Source organism: Novosphingobium sp. 17-62-19 (genome assembly GCF_002256775.1).
Lineage (GTDB): Bacteria > Pseudomonadota > Alphaproteobacteria > Sphingomonadales > Sphingomonadaceae > Novosphingobium.
Genome location: NZ_NCII01000078.1, coordinates 1 through 17,314, shown reverse-complemented (window position 1 = coordinate 17,314; position 17,314 = coordinate 1). Strand labels below are relative to the sequence as shown.

The 17,314-nt window shown below is 61.6% G+C and carries 17 protein-coding genes and 1 pseudogene; 15 read left to right on the top strand and 3 right to left on the bottom strand.

Annotated elements, in window-relative coordinates; genetic code table 11:
- The first annotated feature begins 35 nt into the window (after positions 1-35).
- From ctrA to B7X90_RS13780, 4 genes are all read left to right on the top strand, one after another.
- Positions 36-737, top strand: coding sequence for a response regulator transcription factor CtrA (gene ctrA / locus B7X90_RS13795; protein WP_292625337.1), 702 nt, complete (start codon positions 36-38; stop codon positions 735-737).
- A 116-nt stretch (positions 738-853) separates the two neighbouring features.
- A complete protein-coding gene (locus tag B7X90_RS13790) occupies positions 854-1,573 on the top strand; it encodes a tRNA (guanine(46)-N(7))-methyltransferase TrmB (RefSeq protein WP_292625334.1) in 720 nt (239 codons plus the stop codon).
- Between the two features lie 111 nt (positions 1,574-1,684).
- A complete protein-coding gene (locus tag B7X90_RS13785) occupies positions 1,685-2,452 on the top strand; it encodes a sulfite exporter TauE/SafE family protein (RefSeq protein WP_292625332.1) in 768 nt (255 codons plus the stop codon).
- 118 nt (positions 2,453-2,570) lie between these two features.
- Positions 2,571-3,098 carry a hypothetical protein gene (locus tag B7X90_RS13780; protein WP_292625330.1) on the top strand — a complete coding sequence of 176 codons (528 nt, stop codon included), beginning with the start codon at positions 2,571-2,573 and terminating at the stop codon, positions 3,096-3,098.
- A 3-nt stretch (positions 3,099-3,101) separates the two neighbouring features.
- On the opposite strand, the gene nadB is transcribed toward B7X90_RS13780, so the two are convergent.
- Together nadB and B7X90_RS13770 are read right to left on the bottom strand one after the other, a co-directional pair.
- On the bottom strand, positions 3,102-4,691 hold the full coding sequence (gene nadB / locus B7X90_RS13775; RefSeq protein ID WP_292625328.1) for an L-aspartate oxidase: 1,590 nt from the start codon (positions 4,689-4,691) through the stop codon (positions 3,102-3,104).
- A gap of 536 nt (positions 4,692-5,227) precedes the next feature.
- The gene (locus B7X90_RS13770) at positions 5,228-6,178 is read right to left on the bottom strand and encodes an ABC transporter ATP-binding protein (protein ID WP_292625326.1); all 951 of its coding nucleotides are present in this window, start codon (positions 6,176-6,178) and stop codon (positions 5,228-5,230) included.
- 72 nt (positions 6,179-6,250) lie between these two features.
- Between B7X90_RS13770 and B7X90_RS13765 the strand changes: the two genes are divergently transcribed.
- From B7X90_RS13765 to B7X90_RS13725, 9 genes are all read left to right on the top strand, one after another.
- Positions 6,251-6,451: a zinc-finger domain-containing protein gene (locus B7X90_RS13765; protein ID WP_292625324.1), complete on the top strand. Its 201-nt coding sequence runs from the start codon at positions 6,251-6,253 to the stop codon at positions 6,449-6,451.
- Between the two features lie 158 nt (positions 6,452-6,609).
- On the top strand, positions 6,610-8,049 hold the full coding sequence (tldD, locus tag B7X90_RS13760; protein WP_292625323.1) for a metalloprotease TldD: 1,440 nt from the start codon (positions 6,610-6,612) through the stop codon (positions 8,047-8,049).
- Positions 8,050-8,144: 95 nt separating this feature from the next.
- On the top strand, positions 8,145-8,567 hold the full coding sequence (locus B7X90_RS13755; protein WP_292625321.1) for a hypothetical protein: 423 nt from the start codon (positions 8,145-8,147) through the stop codon (positions 8,565-8,567).
- Between the two features lie 41 nt (positions 8,568-8,608).
- A complete protein-coding gene (locus tag B7X90_RS13750) occupies positions 8,609-9,121 on the top strand; it encodes a GNAT family N-acetyltransferase (RefSeq protein WP_292625319.1) in 513 nt (170 codons plus the stop codon).
- A gap of 80 nt (positions 9,122-9,201) precedes the next feature.
- The gene (ispG, locus tag B7X90_RS13745; protein WP_292625317.1) at positions 9,202-10,338 is read left to right on the top strand and encodes a flavodoxin-dependent (E)-4-hydroxy-3-methylbut-2-enyl-diphosphate synthase; all 1,137 of its coding nucleotides are present in this window, start codon (positions 9,202-9,204) and stop codon (positions 10,336-10,338) included.
- Between the two features lie 39 nt (positions 10,339-10,377).
- Positions 10,378-10,641: a type II toxin-antitoxin system ParD family antitoxin gene (locus tag B7X90_RS13740; RefSeq protein WP_292625315.1), complete on the top strand. Its 264-nt coding sequence runs from the start codon at positions 10,378-10,380 to the stop codon at positions 10,639-10,641.
- 13 nt (positions 10,642-10,654) lie between these two features.
- Entirely contained in the window at positions 10,655-10,957 is a 303-nt protein-coding gene (locus B7X90_RS13735) for a type II toxin-antitoxin system RelE/ParE family toxin (RefSeq protein ID WP_292625314.1), read from the top strand.
- Positions 10,954-11,469, top strand: coding sequence for a GNAT family N-acetyltransferase (locus tag B7X90_RS13730; protein WP_292625313.1), 516 nt, complete (start codon positions 10,954-10,956; stop codon positions 11,467-11,469). The genes B7X90_RS13735 and B7X90_RS13730 overlap by 4 nt, the downstream gene beginning before the upstream one ends.
- A gap of 51 nt (positions 11,470-11,520) precedes the next feature.
- A complete protein-coding gene (locus B7X90_RS13725; protein ID WP_292625312.1) occupies positions 11,521-12,159 on the top strand; it encodes a murein L,D-transpeptidase catalytic domain-containing protein in 639 nt (212 codons plus the stop codon).
- A 329-nt stretch (positions 12,160-12,488) separates the two neighbouring features.
- On the opposite strand, the gene B7X90_RS13720 is transcribed toward B7X90_RS13725, so the two are convergent.
- On the bottom strand, positions 12,489-13,802 hold the full coding sequence (locus tag B7X90_RS13720; RefSeq protein WP_292625336.1) for a L,D-transpeptidase family protein: 1,314 nt from the start codon (positions 13,800-13,802) through the stop codon (positions 12,489-12,491).
- 235 nt (positions 13,803-14,037) lie between these two features.
- Here B7X90_RS13720 and B7X90_RS13715 point away from each other — a divergent pair, with 235 nt between their 5' ends.
- On the top strand, positions 14,038-14,928 hold the full coding sequence (locus tag B7X90_RS13715; protein ID WP_292625310.1) for a DMT family transporter: 891 nt from the start codon (positions 14,038-14,040) through the stop codon (positions 14,926-14,928).
- Between the two features lie 226 nt (positions 14,929-15,154).
- Positions 15,155-17,314: pseudogene (locus B7X90_RS13710) on the top strand (aconitate hydratase); the annotation flags it as partial.

Genomic DNA, 17,314 nt, shown 5'->3' with positions numbered 1-17,314 from the left:
AACCCTACTGGGGCATGGCAAACAAGGGGCGATCAATGCGTGTACTGCTGATCGAGGACGAACCGACCACGGCCAAGGCGATCGAGCTTATGCTCACGACCGAAGGCTTCAACGTCTATTCAACCGATCTTGGCGAAGAAGGCCTAGATCTGGGCAAGCTGTATGATTACGACATCATCCTGCTTGATCTCAACTTGCCGGACATGCACGGCTACGATGTGCTCAAGAAATTGCGCGTCGCCAAAGTGCAGACCCCAGTCCTGATCCTCTCGGGCATTTCCGAAATGGATTCCAAGGTCCGCTCGTTCGGCTTCGGTGCCGACGATTACGTGACCAAGCCCTTCCACCGCGAAGAGCTGATCGCCCGCATCCACGCTGTGGTGCGCCGGTCAAAGGGCCATTCGCAGTCGGTCATCCGCACCGGCAAGCTTTCGGTCAATCTCGACGCCAAGACGATCGAAGTCGATAGCGCCCGCGTGCATCTGACCGGCAAGGAATACGCGATGCTGGAACTGCTCAGCTTGCGCAAGGGCACCACGCTGACCAAGGAAATGTTCCTCAACCACCTTTATGGCGGGATGGACGAACCGGAACTCAAGATCATCGACGTGTTCATCTGCAAGCTGCGCAAGAAGCTTGCCCATGCCTGCGGTGGTGAGAACTACATCGAAACCGTGTGGGGCCGCGGCTACGTGCTGCGCGATCCTGATGACATGAGCGCAACCGAAGCGGCCTGATCCTTCCCAGCCCCGATTGCCGCCCTTGAGAAGCGGCCCACCCTCCCCGGCGGGCCGCTTTTGTTTGTGCCCGTTTTCGTTGACGGGTGCGGTCGGTCCTGCCATCGGCCCGCCTTATGACTGCATACAAACCCGGCGATCCCACCACGATCAACCGCCTCTATGGCCGCGCCAAGGGCAAGCCGTTGCGGCAGGGCCAGCAGGGCCTGGTCGATGATCTGCTGCCCAAGATTTCCATGCCTGCCGAAGGGCCGATCACGGCAGAGGCACTGTTCGGTGAATCTCGCCCGCTACACTTCGAAATCGGCTTTGGCGGTGGCGAGCATATGGCCTTCCGCGCCGACATGCTGCCCGATCACGGCTTCATCGGGGCCGAGCCCTTCCTTAATGGCGTGGCGCAGGCTCTGACGCACGTTTCCGGTGACAACGGAGCATCCGCCCCGCTCGGCAACGTCCGCATCCATCACGGCGATGCACTGGAAGTGCTGCGCCGCATCCCCGATGGCGCGCTGTCATTCGTCTATTTGCTCCACCCCGACCCCTGGCCCAAGGCCCGCCATGCCAAACGCCGCATGATGAACGATGGCCCGCTCGATCTCATCGCTGCCAAGCTGCGCCCCGGCGGAGAGTTCCGCTTCGGCACCGATCACGACGTCTATTTGCGCCATGCGCTGATGGTGATGCGCCGCCACAAGCACCAGTTCGACTGGTTGGCGAGTGAAGCGAAAGACTTTCAGGTGCGCCCCGGTGGCTGGCCCGAAACGCGCTACGAACACAAGGCTCGCACGGTCTACGGCCACGAGGTGTGGTACTTCCGCTATCGCCGTAAGGCCTGAAAAGCAGTTCGTCGCAAAAAACTCTCCCTTTATGGTAGAGTTTAAATTCTTCCTTTTTAGTAGAGATTAAATCGGCCTATCCCTCCCCTCGCAACAGGGGTGGGATTCGCGATGGATTTTCTGGCTGGTTTCGATTTCGCCGCGCTCTTCCCGTTCATCGCGGTAGGGTTTGCCGCGCAGATGGTCGACGGCGCGCTCGGCATGGCGTTTGGCGTCATTGCCAATACGCTGATGGTGGGCGTGCTGGGTGTGCCGCCCGCGCTGGCCTCGCAGCGGGTGCATATCGTCGAATGCTTCACCACCGCCACATCGGGCATAAGCCACCTGATCCACGGCAATATCGACAAGAAGCTGTTTTTCCGCCTGCTGCTGCCCGGCATGGCAGGCGGCATTCTGGGAGCCTATGCGCTGACCTCTCTCGATGCCTCGGTGGTCAAACCGTGGGTGCTGCTCTACCTCACCGGCATTGGCGTCTACCTTCTGATGCGCGGCATTCTCTATCCACCCAGGATCCGGGAGGCCAAGCACGTCGCACCGCTCGGCCTCGCCGGCGGCTTCCTGGATGCAGTCGGCGGCGGGGGTTGGGGACCGGTGGTCACCTCCAACCTGCTGATCCAGGGCGCAGATCCGCGCAAGGTGGTGGGCACGGTCAATACGGTGGAATTCTTCCTCACGCTCACCGTCTCGGCCACGTTCATCTGGCAGATCGGCGTGGCAGACCTTGCAGGCGCAACACTCGGCTTCCTGATCGGCGGTATCGCGGCGGCACCCTTCGGCGCATGGGCGGCAAAGCACATCCCGGCCAAGGCCATGCTGATTATGGTCGGCACCATCCTCACGCTCACCAGCCTGTACGGTGCCTACAGCGCCTTCTCGTGATCGTTACTACCGCGTGAGGGTTCACGCAGGCGGCAATGGTTACGGAGAATTAACCACGATCTGCCATCATGCACCTGTCGCAAGGGGTCTTTGCCCCACGCGGCAGGAGGGCAAGACGATGGCTCGGTGCGACGCAAGCGGCATGACCATTTCCGAAATGCGCGAATTCGCCAGCTTCGCCGCGTGCGAACAGCGTTACATCCGCCGCAGTCTGGACATTGCGCTGGGCCGGGGCGATGCGCAGAAACGCTGGGCGCGCACGGGCGATGAAGTCATGTCCATCCGCCAGCAGGCCGCGCTCTATGCCGAAATCCCGCTGCTGCGCCAGTTGCTTCCCAACGTCGAAGGGCTGGACTCGCTCGAACCCTTCATGGGCACGCTGATCCGCCTCTCCGCCTTCGATCTGGCGCAAGGCCGCCTCACCGGCTTTTCTGCCTACCGCTTCCTCTATGAACGCCTGCTGGGTGCAGAGGCCCGGCCCTGGTTGCCCGGTGCCTTCTGCGGAGCCGCAGCGCTGCCCATGATCCGCCCGGACCGGCGCCGACACCTGCTCCAGTCCATCAGCGAAGCCGCCGCCACGGCCCACGGGTGGTCCACACGCCCGCCGGTGTTCTATCCTGAATTCGTGGAAGCCGAAGCCGCGTAACCTTCAAGGCACCAATACGGTATCGCGCGCCTCGGCATCGGTCTGCGGATAGTCCAGCGTATAGTGCAACCCCCGGCTCTCATGCCGCGCGCGCGCCGAACGCACGATCAGCTCTGCGCTCTGCAACAGGTTGCGCAGCTCGATCAGGTCCGTCGTCACGCGGAAGTGGCCATAGTAATCAGCCACCTCGTCAGACAGCATGGCGATGCGATGCGCCGCGCGTTCCAGCCGCTTGTCGGTGCGCACGATCCCCACATAGTTCCACATGAACCGGCGTATCTCGGTCCAGTTCTGCTTGATCACCACTTCCTCATCGGAATCGGTAACCCGGCTTTCGTCCCACGCCCGAACCGGCGGAGGGGCGTCAAAGCTCTCCCAGCGCCGTAGAATATCGCGCGCCACCGCATCGCCGAACACAAAGCATTCCAGCAACGAGTTGGACGCCAACCGGTTCGCCCCGTGTAGCCCGCTTTCAGTGCATTCCCCGGCGGCATAAAGCCCCGGCAGATCCGTCCGCCCGTCCAGATCGATCAGCACACCGCCGCAAGTATAGTGCTGCGCAGGCACCACCGGGATCGGCGACGTGGTCATGTCGATCCCAAGCCCGATCAACTTTTCATAGATGTTGGGAAAATGCCCGCGCACAAAGTCCGCTGGCATGTGGCTGATATCCAGATGCACATAATCAAGCCCGAACTTCTTGATCTCGGCATCGATAGCCCGCGCCACCACATCGCGCGGGGCCAGTTCCATCCGCTCGGCATCGTAACGCGCCATGAAGCGCTTGCCGGTGCGCGGATTGATCAGCCGCCCGCCCTCACCGCGAACGGCCTCGGTAATCAGAAAATTCTTGACCTCCAGATGGTACAGGCATGTCGGATGGAACTGCATCATCTCCATGTTGGAAACACGCGCACCTGCCCGCCACGCCATTGCAATGCCATCGCCCGTCGCCCCGCGCGGTGCCGTGCTGAATTGGTAGACGCGCCCCGCTCCGCCGGTCGCCAGAATCGTTGCGCGGGCCGTATGCGCCTCCACCTTGCCAGTCGCCTCGTCCAGCGCATAGACGCCCCACACGCGGCCTGACCCGGAATAGCGCGCCGCCTCATGCCGCCCGGTAATCAGGTCGATGCAGGTCTGTCCCGGCAGCAACGTCACGTTGGGATGTTCGCGCGCGGCTTTGAGCAAGGCCTTCTGCACCGCCGCCCCGGTAGCATCATCGACGTGCACGATGCGCCGGTGCGAATGCCCGCCCTCGCGCGTCAGGTGCAGCGATCCCGCCTCGGCGTTGAAGGGCACGCCCAGCTCTTCCAGCCGGTGGATCGCCTGTGGCGCGTTCTCGACCACGAATTCCACGGTTTCGCGGCGGTTGAGGCCAGCACCGGCGATCATCGTGTCGCGGATGTGGTCATCAAAAGTATCGCCCGCATCCAGCACGGCCGCGATCCCGCCCTGCGCCCAGTTGGTTGATCCGCCATCCAGCCCGCCCTTGGCCAGCACCAGCACGCGGCATTTTTCGGCCAGAACCAGCGCAGCAGTCAGCCCTGCCGCACCTGAACCGATTATCAGGACATCATACCCCGGTGTTTCCATCTCTGTCCCATCCGTCCTTTTTGCCATGCATCAGGCAATTTGCGTCAGACCGCTTGTTGGGGGCCCGTTCGAATTAACATTGGCGTTTGCATCCGTAGGCGCTCAGGATGGGTCCGCAATTGGCAAGAGGCGGACCACTAGCGGCTTCTGGCAAAAGTGAAAAGTGCATGACCGCAGACAACGGAATAGTTGGTAACATCACGCGCATAAAATTACATGTTAATTTTAATACATATTAACAATGATGTAGCTATCATTCGCAAACGTAGCATGGTATTTGTCAGCGCTTGCAAAACATGTACTCGAACGGGGGGCTAATGTTCGGCTCAAGAATTATGTGCTTGTTTAATCGGCATAGACCGACGCGCAAGTCCGTGAAGTGGACAGGGTTTGCATTCGTTGGAGAATGCAAACATTGCAAAGCGGAAATTCGTCGTCGCGATACAGGGGGCTGGCGTCGCGAGACGACCAAGTATATCCCGTATTTCAAGTCAGAATAAATGCTTCTAGCTTAAAAGGGCAAGTAATCGCCCAATTTATCGGGGTTGGCTGGTCAGCGTCACGAAAACATCCTCAAGATCGGCCTCGCGCGTCGAAACATCGACAATAGCATAGCCCTGCCTCTGCACCAGGCTCATCACTTCGCCCGCATTCATCTTGTCCTTGTCATAGCCGATCTCGACCTGCCGCTCGCCCAGAGCAACGCTTTTCAGGAACACCGGATGTTGCGGTGCAACATCGACATCGCGGTCCAGCGTCAGCACCACGATTTTTTCACGCGCCATGTCCACCAGTTCGCGCGTCGGCTTGTTGGCGATCAGCTTGCCATGGTTGATGATGGCGATGCGGTCACACAGCTCTTCGGCTTCCTCAAGGTAGTGCGTGGTCAGCACCACGGTCACCCCGTCACGGTTCATCTCGCCCACCAGTTCCCACAATTGCCGCCGCAGTTCCACGTCCACGCCTGCGGTCGGCTCGTCCAGCACCAGCACCGGCGGGGCATGGACCATCGCCTTGGCAATCAGCAGACGGCGCTTCATCCCGCCCGAAAGTGAACGGGCATAGGCATCGGCCTTGTCCGAAAGATGTACCGCGCGCAGCAGTTCCATCGTGCGCCGCATCGATTTGGGCACGCCATAAAGGCCCGCCTGAATCTCCAGCACCTCGGCAGGTGTGAAGAACGGATCAAACACGATTTCCTGCGGCACGATCCCGATGGAGGCCTTGGCGTTGCGCACATCGCGGTCAATATCGTGGCCCCAGATCTCCACCGTGCCCGATGTTTTCATGACAAGGCCGGCCAAGGTATTGATCAGCGTGGACTTGCCCGCGCCATTTGGCCCCAGCAGTCCAAAGATCTGCCCCTGCGGCACATCAAAGCTAACGCCATCGAGCGCCAGCTTGCCGGCTGACTTTCCGGTGGGCGCATAGCGCTTTACCAGATCTTGGATACGGATGGCGGGGGCGGGATTTTCAGATGCAGACATGCCCCGCTGCCTGCACCACCACGCGCCAAAACGCAATTGTCTGAACGCCGCAGATTTGCTAGCCGCAGCGGCATGATGCAGGCACCAGAAACCGTCCTTACCGATCACCACCGCGTCAAATGCGATGGCGCTTCCGATATCCGCGGCGGCGTGGCGCTTGGCCACCCGCGCGTCTGGCTGGAAATTGACGAACGCGGCTTTGTCGAATGCGGCTATTGCGACAAGCGCTTCGTGCTCAAGGGCGGCCCGGCGGATACCGCAAAGGCAGCTTAAACCCGTCCTTCGACAAGCTCAGGATGAGCGGGTTGATTAATCAGACGTAGCCAAAAAAGATCCGCTCATCCTGAGCTTGTCGAAGGATGTCCGCGTCACAGCCCCACCCGCCGACAACCGGCCTTCCCCCCGGCCCCCGCGCACCCTATATCGGTCCCATGACCGATATCGACACCCGCTCGCTGCTCTACCGCTCCGGCCTGCTCACCCCGGCTGAAGCGCAGACCCTGACCGCCAATGCGCTGAAATCGTGCGACGATGGCGAGCTTTACCTGCAGTTCATCGCCAGCGAGAGCTTCGGCTTTGATGATGGCCGTCTGAAAACCGCCGACTATTCGCGCGATGCGGGGTTCGGCCTGCGCGGCGTTTCGGGCGAGATGACCGGCTTTGCCCACGCCAACGAGATTTCCGCTGCCGCCATCGCGCGTGCCGGGGAAACGCTCAAGCTGCTCAATCCCGCGCAGGGCCAGCCCGCACCCGCCCCGCGCAACAGCAATCGTCACCTCTATACCGAAGCATCCCCGCTCGATGCCGTGCCTTTCGAAGCCAAGGTCAAGCTGCTCGAATCAATCGACGCCGCCGCCCGCGCCCGTGATCCGCGCGTTGCGCAAGTTTCCGCCTCGCTCTCTGCATCATGGTCGGTGGTGGAGATTGTCCGCGCCGATGGCTTTGTCGCGCATGATGTGCGCCCGCTGGTCCGGCTCAACGTTTCCATTGTGGCAGAACAGAACGGGCGGCGCGAAACCGGCTCCTTCGGTATCGGCGGCCGCCGCCTCTATGACGATCTGTTCGCCCCCGAAACGTGGAACCGCGCGATTGATGAAGCGCTGGCGCAGGCCTTGGTGAACCTCGAATCCGTCGCCGCCCCTGCTGGCGAAATGACTGTCCTGCTCGGCCCCGGCTGGCCCGGTGTGCTGTTGCATGAGGCAGTCGGCCACGGTCTTGAAGGCGATTTCAACCGCAAGGGCACCAGCGCGTTCTCTGGCCGCATTGGCGAGCGTGTGGCCGCTCCCGGCGTCACCGTGGTTGATGATGGCACGCTCCTTGGCGTGAATGGGCAGGGCCGTCGCGGCTCGCTCTCCATCGATGATGAGGGCACGCCCACGCAGGAAAACGTGCTGATCGAAGACGGCATCCTCAAGGGCTACATCCACGACCGCCTGAACGCGCGGCTGATGGGCGTGGCCCCCACCGGCAATGGGCGGCGCGAAAACTTTGCCCACGCCCCCATGCCGCGCATGACCAACACCTTCATGCGCGCCGGGAACGACGACCCGGCCGAACTGCTCAGCCGCGTCAAGAACGGCATCTTCGCCAAGTCCTTCGGCGGCGGTCAGGTCGATATCACCAGCGGCAAGTTCGTGTTCTCCTGCACCGAGGCCTACCGCATCGAAAACGGCAAGCTGGGCGCGCCGATCAAGGGCGCCACGCTGATCGGCGATGGCCCCACCTGTCTCACCAAAGTCACCGGCATCGGCAACGACCTCGCGCTCGATGAAGGCGTCGGCGTCTGCGGAAAGGGTGGGCAGAGCGTACCTGCAGGCGTCGGGCAGCCGACCCTGCTGGTCGAAGGGCTGACCGTGGGCGGCACCGGCTGACGAAGGGTTGCGCGGCCTGCGACGTTATGTGGTCAGCGCGGGTTAAGCCGATCCGCGCTATCGATGACGTACCGAATCGAAAGGAAGTGCCAGTCATGACGAAAACCGCCAGCACAATCGCTGCGGCACTGGCCGCCGGATCGCTGCTCCTTGCCGGAGTCGCCGCCGACGCCAAGCCGCGTCAAACGCCTGAAGAAAAGCTTGCCAAGACGCTCGAAGGCCGCGTTGCCGGAGAGCCGGTCAATTGCCTCTATCTGCCCCGCGTCACGAACACCCGCATCTACGACAAGACCGCCATCGTCTACGAAACGGGCAACACGATCTGGGTAAACCGTCCGGAATCAGGCGCTTCCTCGCTCGACGACAATGACATCATGTTGACCACGCCGTGGAATTCGCAGCTGTGCAACGTCGACATTGTGCGCATGATTGACCGCACCGCCGGCTTCTGGCGCGGCTCGGTGGGCCTCGGCCAGTTCGTGCCCTATACCAAGGTGAAAGCCGAAAAGGCGGGCTGACAGGCTTGGAATTGCTGTCATTGGCCGGGTAAGGCGGAGCGATGACTCTCCGCCTTGCACTTGCTGCCGATATCCCTGCGCTGTCCGATCTTGGCCGCCGCGCCTTTGTGGCCAAGTTCGGCCATCTCTATAACGCTGAAAACCTTGCGCAATTCCTTGAAGAATCGCACTCCGAAGCGACCGTCACGGCGCAACTCGCCCATCCCGACATGAAGATCGCAGTGATCGAAGAGGCGGGCAAACTCGCCAGCTTCTGCAAGATCGTGCGCACCAGCACCTTACCCAAGCACACACCCGCCAAAGCGCCGATGGAGTTGAAACAACTCTACACCGACCCCGACCTGATCGGACGCGGCCACGGCGCACGGTTGATGGATTGGGCGTTCGCGGAGGCGCGCGGGTGGCGGGCGGATGAAATGCAGCTTTCGGTCTATGCACACAACCCGGAAGCCCAGCGATTCTACCGGCGCTACGGGTTGGACAAAGTTGCCGACATCACATTCGCCGTTGGGGACCATATAGACCCTGAATTCATGTTCGCAGGGCCAGTTTAAACGCACTTTGGTGCGTCTAGGTGCTGTTAGGTGCATCTAGGTGCCTTTCAGGATTCACCGTTCGCGCCTATAGACGGGCCATGTCCTCAATCCGTCCCTGGCGCGATATCGCGCGTCGCAAGAGCCGCCAGATCATGGTTGGCGCGGTTCCCGTTGGCGGCGATGCGCCGATCACGGTGCAGACCATGACCAACACCCTCACGTCTGACCCGGTTGCCACGATCAACCAGATCCGCCGGTGCGAGGATGCGGGCGCTGACCTGATTCGCGTGTCCTGCCCCGATGTTGAAAGCACAGCGGCGCTCGGCAAGATCGTCAAGGCTGCACGCATCCCGATTATCGCGGACATCCATTTCCACTATAAACGCGCGCTTGAAGCCGCCGATGCGGGCGCGGCTTGCCTGCGCATCAATCCCGGCAACATCGGCAGCAGCGAGCGCGTGGCCGAAGTGGTCCGTGCCGCCAAGGCCAACGGCTGCGCCATCCGCATCGGCGTGAACGCGGGCAGCCTTGAGAAGGACCTGCTGGAAAAGTACGGCGAGCCTTGCCCCGAAGCCTTGGTGGAATCTGCGCTCGACCATATCAAGCTGCTGCAGGACCACGATTTTCACGAATACAAGGTGGCAGTCAAAGCTTCCGACGTGTTCCTCGCCGTCGCCGCCTACATGGGCCTTGCAGACGTGGTCGATTGTCCGCTGCACTTGGGCATTACCGAGGCGGGCGGGCTGATCGGCGGCACGGTCAAGTCCTCCATCGGTATCGGCAACCTGCTTTGGGCAGGCATCGGCGATACCGTGCGCGTCTCGCTTTCGGCCGAGCCGGAAGAGGAAGTGCGCGTCGGCTTTGAAATCCTGAAATCGCTGGGCCTGCGCACGCGCGGCGTCCGCGTCGTCTCGTGTCCCAGTTGCGCGCGGCAGGGGTTCGACGTGATCCGCACGGTGGAAGCGCTGGAGGCCCGCCTCAGCCACATAAAGACCCCGCTCTCGCTCTCGGTTCTGGGCTGCGTGGTCAACGGCCCCGGCGAAGCGCGCGAGACCGACATCGGCCTGACCGGTGGCGGCAACGGTAAGCACATGGTCTACCTTTCCGGCGTGACCGACCACACCGTGCAGTCCGAAGACATGCTCGAACACGTCGTGGCGCTGGTAGAAAAGAAAGCCGCCGAGATGGAAGCTGCGACCAGTGATGCGGGGAACGTGACCGAGGCGGCCGAGTAGGGACTGGATTGGCCAAACGTAACTTGTTAGACTGACGTTATGGGCAAGCTCGAAAAACTTTCCGTAAATATTCCAGCCGAGTTGCTCGACAGTGCCAAAAGCGCAGTTGCTGGAGGTGAGTTCCCTTCAATTGAGGAGGTCGTGGCAGTCGCCTTGCGCACATGGCAGGAAAGGCGCGAGTCACAACTGGCCAGACTTCGAGCATTGATCGAGGAAGGCTATCAAAGCGGGTTCGAGCCGTGGGAAGGCGTTGACGCGATCATTGCAGAGGGGCGCAGAAGACTGACTGAACGCCTGCCATGAATTCCACAATTGCATGACTTTCAGAATTGAACGCGCTGACGCGGCGCGCGACGATTTGCTGCAAATCTGGGAAACTATCGCTGTTGAAGACGAAGCAACCGCCGACCGGCAAGTGCAGCGGATAGCGGAGGCGATGACCGTCCTTGCAGATCATCCACGGATCGGTCCATCGCGGGACGACTTGCGCTTGGGGCTGAGGGCCTTCCTAAGGACGCCTTATCTGATCTTCTACGACGTTGACGATGATTCGCGTGTTGTGCGCATCGTTCGCGTTATCGATGCTCGCCGTGATCTTGAGGCAGAGTTTGGATCATGACCATCACCATCCGCCCCGCCTGTGCCGACGATGTGCCTCTGATCGCCAGCCTGATTCGCGCTCTAGCAGACTATGAGAAGCTCGCCCACGAAGTGCGGTTCGAAGAAGCGGTACTGCGCGAAAAGCTGTTTGGCGCGCGACCCTATGCCGAAGTGGTGATTGGCGAGGTTGATGGCGTGGCGCAGGGTTTTGCCTTGTTCTTCCACAATTTCTCGACCTTCGAAGGCAAGCCGGGGATCTATCTGGAAGATCTGTTTGTGCGGCCTGCGGCGCGTGGGTCCGGGCTTGGCAAGGCGCTGCTTTCGCATCTGGCGGCACTGGCGGTGGAGCGGGATTGTGCGCGGCTGGAATGGTCGGTGCTGGACTGGAATGAACCTGCCATCGGGTTCTACAAATCGCTCGGCGCGCGGTTCATGGATGAGTGGACGGTGATGCGCGTGGATGGGGCCGCTTTGGTCCAGCTTGGCGCGCAACCGGGCGCACAGGCTGGAAATTCTGGCGCAAATGGGTAGACTACTCGCTGTTCACGCCCGAGAAGGGGGCGGCGTGGTACGGGACTGGTTATGAGCATCAAGGCAGAAAACCTGAAAGTTGACCGGAGAACGGTTCTGGCAGGCGTTGCGGCAAGCGCCGTTGCCGCAGTTGTGCCAGCGCGTGTGGCGGCTGCGGTCTACTATCCGAACGATCAGCACCGCCGCGTGCTGGAACTGGCCAAGGAAAAGGTCGAGCAGCATCGCGCCGCGCTGTGGCGCACCGATATTGTCGGGATCGCCGATTTCGCCATGCCTTCGTCACTGCCGCGCTTCCACTTTGCCAATCTGGAAAGCGGCAGAGTGCGGTCATTCCTTGTCGCCCACGGACGCGGATCAGACCCGGAGCATGACGGGTTCCTCAAGACCTTTTCCAACGAAGTGGGCAGCCTTGCCACATCACGCGGGGCCTATGTCACCTATGAATGGTACAAGGGCAAGTACGGCACCTCCATCCGGCTGGGCGGGTTGATGCCCGACAATTCCAACGCGCTGGACCGTGCGATCGTGTTGCATCCGGCGTGGTACGCCAATGAGGACATGCTGGCCAAGTGGGGTAAGCTTGGCCGGTCTGACGGGTGCCTGGCGATGGGCGAGGCGGACTTCAACGAAGCGCTGTGGCATTTGTCCGGCGGGCGGCTGATCTACGCGGACCGGCTCGGGTTGGGGTAGCCATCATACTCCTCCCTGTTTTTGCCAGAGGCACAAACGGGGAGGTGGCAGGCACCGGAGGTGACTGACGGAGGGGTTCTTTCCCCCTCCACCACCCGCTGCGCGGGCGGTCCCCCTCCCCATTTGTCCTGCGGAAAAATGGGGAGGATCAGCGGTGCGCCACCCGCCGCCCCTTTGTGCGACTGGTCAGATGCCAGCGGAAGCAGCGGTCGCACTGGTAAGCGTGGAGGATGAGGCCGCTTTTCAGCGCGGCCTCGGTGGCATCCTCGCGGCTTTGGTAGCGCGCCTTGCGCTGGCAGACGCTCAGTCTCGTCCTCAGAGTGGCCAACTCACAATGGATTATCCAGCTTGATCACTTCCTCGGTGCTCTTGCGCTGTGCGGTGTGCACCTGGCGGGGCTTGGCGAGGCTGGCGATCACCGGGGCATCGCGGCCATAAACGTCGTTGAACGAGCGCAGCATACCATCCACATCACGCGCGACCGTGAAATAGGTGATGTAGACCGGGAAGGTCTTGGTCATCGGCACTTTGGTGTATTCGCGCGAGTTGTGTGCAGCCACGGCATCATCGGGCGTCATACCTGCGCCGAGGATACCCATCGTCATGGCCAGTTCGGTAGCACCCTGCACACGAATGCAGCCGTGGCTGAGCGCGCGGACCGGCTGGTTGAATGCAGCCTTGCTGGGCGTATCGTGGAGAAAAATCGCGTGTTCGTTGGGCATGTCGAGTTTCATGCGGCCAAGCGAATTGTTGTCGCCAGGCTGTTGCACGACATAGATCGTACCATCGGCGGCCTTGGTGACCTTGTAGCCTTCGCGCTCGGCCTGTTTCGGATTGTTGACCAACCGCGCGCCCAGCCCTTCGCCCACGACGATCGACTGCGGCACGGTCCAGGTAGGATTGAAGATCACGCCTTCGACCGTTTCGGCCAGCTGTGGCGTGGCGGTGCGGCCGGGCTTGCCCACCACGACCTTGTAGCTCTTGATGATCTTGTTGCGCACGGTCAGCCGCAGCATCTGTTCGGGCACGTTGGTGAGCAGGTATTGCGAGCCGAGATCACGGGCAAGCCAGCGCCAGCGGTCCATGTTGGCGCGGATCTGCGCAGACTGCTTGGGCGTGGTGGCCTTGGGCAGGGCGTCCTTCAACGCGGCATAATCGGGGTGGGTGGGTAGAAGGGCGGTGAGCGCGCCCTGAATGTCATGTTTTTCCAGCGCCGAAGCGATGATGAGTTGGGTGGGATTGCGATCCTGATCGGGATCAACCGCGAACCACTGCACACGTGCGGTCATCGGTGTGCGGCCATCGCGCAAATCTTCGATCATCCAGCTGAACAGACGCGTGGCGGTCTTGTCCAATTCCTCGCCCTCACCCTGCACAATCGCTGCGGAGAGTGCTTCGGGCTGGTAATCCTTAGGGAACAGCCCTTCGCTGCCGACAGCCTTGATCGCCACAAGCAATGCCTGCGCATCGGCCTGCGTCCAGTGGGGGAGCGCAACGGGTTGAGGCGCAACGGGGGCAGCGACGACCGGCGGGACGGGCGTAGTGGGCTGAATTTGCTTGGTCAGATCGACGGGAGCAGCAACCGGGGCGGGCACGGCAGCCCTTTGGGCGAAGGCAGGAACATGCGCGAGCATCGCGGCCATGAGCACAAGCGCGACGCCCGCGTTGCCGGAAAGGCCGGCTCCTTCGATCTTACGCTTCACGTTCACAAATTCCCTGTTCGATCATTCCGGCGATGTTCGCCGTGCCATCGCTGTTTCAAGTGTCCTGCCCCAAGCATTCCCTACGATCAAGCATCGTGCCTTGCTACAGGCTGAATTGCAGCCGTCAGCGAGAAGGTAGTTTCACGTTGCAACCCGTTTGCCTATGGCCTGTGGCATGAACGAAAAGCCCGTCATTTCGGTCCCGAGCGTTTTGCTTCCCATTCTGGCTGCGATGCTGGGACTGGGGCTGTTTTCGGTGATGGACGGCGTGATGAAGGCTGCATCGATCGCGGTGGGCGCTTATGCCGCGATGTGCTGGCGCGGTCTGGCGGGGGCGGCGATGATGTTTCCGCTGTGGCTGTGGCGCGGGCAAGGCTGGCCTGCACCCGCCGTGTTGAAAGTGCATGTGCTGCGCGGTGTTGTTGCCTCGGTCATGGCTGTGCTGTTCTTCTACGGCCTCGTCCGCCTGCCGCTTGCCGAGGGCATCGCGCTGTCATTCATCGCACCGCTGATCGCACTCTATCTGGCAGCGCTGCTGCTGGGAGAGAAAGTACGGCCCGCAGCCATCGGTGGTTCGGTGCTGGCGCTGCTGGGCGTTGCCGTGATTGCAGGCGGCAAGTTCGATGGTCCTGCCGATGCCGAGGCGGTAAAGGGCCTTATCGCCACGCTGGTTTCCGCTGTGCTTTATGCATGGAACCTTGTTTTGCAACGCCAGCAGGCGCTGCTGGCACGGCCTGAGGAAGTGGCGTTTTTTCAGGCACTTGTGACGTTCCTCTTCCTTGGGCTGGGTGCATGGTGGTTCGCCCCCTTTCCAAGCAGCGAGGTATGGTCGCTGGTGCTCGTTTCTGCCGCGCTTTCGGCAGTTTCCATCATGCTGATGAGTTGGGCCTATGGCCAGGCCGAAGCGCAAGTGCTGGTGCCGCTGGAATATACCGCGTTCATCTGGGCTGCCATCGTGGGCTGGATCGCCTTTGCCGAGCCTGTGACAATGCCGATGCTGATGGGTGTTTCGCTGATCGTGGCAGGGTGCCTTTATGCTACACGGGGCGGTGCAGCGGCGTCTTGATGGCACGCTATTGCTATTGAAAATCAATACGGTGAAATGCGCGTCAAATTGTGCCGCAACTGCGAAAATGGCGGCTTCCCGCCCTTGACGCATGGCCGGTTTACGCGCATCGCGCACAGGCTTTCAGGCCGTAAACCGCCGCGCAGCCATCGGGCTTGACGCCCAGGCTATTCCCCGCGTGGCACTATCGCGCTGCGGCCGCGACACAGAGGGAAGACGCACAGCCATGACCCAGGTCGGACAGGATACACTCGGCACCCGCAGCACGATGAGCGTGGGCGGCAAGGATTTCGCCTACTATTCGCTCAGCAAGGCCGCAGCCAAGTATGGCGACATTTCGCGCCTGCCCTTCTCGATGAAGGTGCTGCTGGAAAACCTGCTGCGCTTTGAGGACGGCGGCTTCACCGTATCGACCGATGATGTGAAGGCGGTGATCGACTGGCAGAAGAACCCCACCGACACCAACAAGGAAATCCAGTATCGCCCTGCGCGCGTGCTGTTGCAGGATTTCACCGGCGTGCCTTGCGTGGTCGATCTGGCTGCGATGCGTGATGCCATTGCCACACTGGGCGGCGATACCTCGCGCATCAACCCGCTGGTGCCGGTCAATCTGGTGATCGACCACTCGGTGATGGTGGACGAGTTCGGCCACCCCAAGGCCGCCGAACAGAACGTGGAAATCGAATATCAGCGCAACATGGAGCGCTACGACTTCCTCAAGTGGGGTTCGAAAAGCCTCAACAACTTCTACGCCGTGCCTCCGGGTACCGGCATCTGCCATCAGGTGAACCTCGAGAACATCGCGCAGACGGTGTGGACCTCGACCGATCAGGATGGTGTCACGGTTGCCTATCCTGACACTTGCGTTGGCACCGACAGCCACACGACGATGGTCAACGGCCTTGGCGTGCTGGGCTGGGGCGTTGGCGGGATCGAGGCTGAAGCCGCGATGCTGGGCCAGCCCGTATCGATGCTGATCCCCGAAGTTGTCGGCTTCAAGTTCACCGGCGAGCTGAAGGAAGGCGTGACCGCGACCGACCTCGTCCTGACCTGCACCAACCTGCTGCGCAAGCATGGCGTGGTGGGCCGCTTCGTCGAATACTTCGGCCCCGGCCTTGCCGCGCTTTCGCTGGCTGACCGCGCGACGTTGGCCAACATGGCACCGGAATATGGCGCAACTTGCGGCTTCTTCGGGATCGACGACAAGACGCTGGATTACCTGCGCCTGACAGGCCGTGAAGAAGCGCAGATCGCGCTGGTCGAAGCCTATGCCCGCGAGCAGGCCCGAAGTGGACGACGTGTTCAACGCCGACATGGCAAACACCTACAAGAAGGCGCAGCAGCGCGTTCCGGTGGCGGGCACGGACTACGACATCGGCGATGGCGACGTGACGATTGCGGCTATCACTTCGTGCACCAACACATCGAACCCCAGCGTGCTGGTGGCAGCGGGTCTGGTAGCGAAGAAGGCCAACGAACTGGGCCTCAAGCCCAAGCCTTGGGTCAAGACCTCGCTGGCACCGGGATCGCAAGTTGTTACCGACTACCTTGTGCGTGCGGGCCTGCAGGAGCATCTCGATGCGGTGGGCTTCAACCTTGTGGGCTATGGCTGCACCACCTGTATCGGCAACTCCGGCCCGCTGGCCGAGCCGATCAGCAAGGCGATCAACGACAACGGTCTGGTGGCTGCTGCCGTGATCTCGGGCAACCGCAACTTCGAAGGGCGCGTTTCGCCCGACGTGCGTGCAAACTTCCTTGCCTCGCCGCCGCTGGTCGTTGCCTATGCGCTCAAGGGCACGGTGATCGAGGACTTCACCACCACGCCGATCGGCAAGAGCAAGGACGGCGTTGACGTCTATCTGAAGGACATCTGGCCTTCGAACAGCGAAGTTGCCACCACGATGGCAGGCTGCATGGATCGCGCCATGTTCCAGGCCCGCTATGCCGACGTCTACAAGGGCGATGCGCACTGGCAGGCGATCAATGTCACGGGTTCGGAAACCTATTCGTGGCGCGCCGGGTCGACCTACGTCGCCAACCCGCCGTACTTCGAAGGCATGAGCATGACGCCGGCTCCGGTGAACGACATCATCGAAGCCAAGCCGCTGCTGATCCTCGGCGATTCTATCACGACCGACCACATCAGCCCGGCAGGGTCCATCAAGGCAGACAGCCCGGCGGGCAAGTGGCTGATGGAGCATCAGGTCGCCAAGTCGGACTTCAACTCCTACGGCGCGCGCCGTGGCCACCACGAAGTGATGATGCGCGGCACTTTTGCCAACATCCGCATCAAGAACGAAATGGTCCCCGGCACCGAAGGCGGCTTCTCGCGCTATGGCGCCGAGGCTGGCTCGGTTTACGACGTGGCGATGAAGCACAAGGCCGA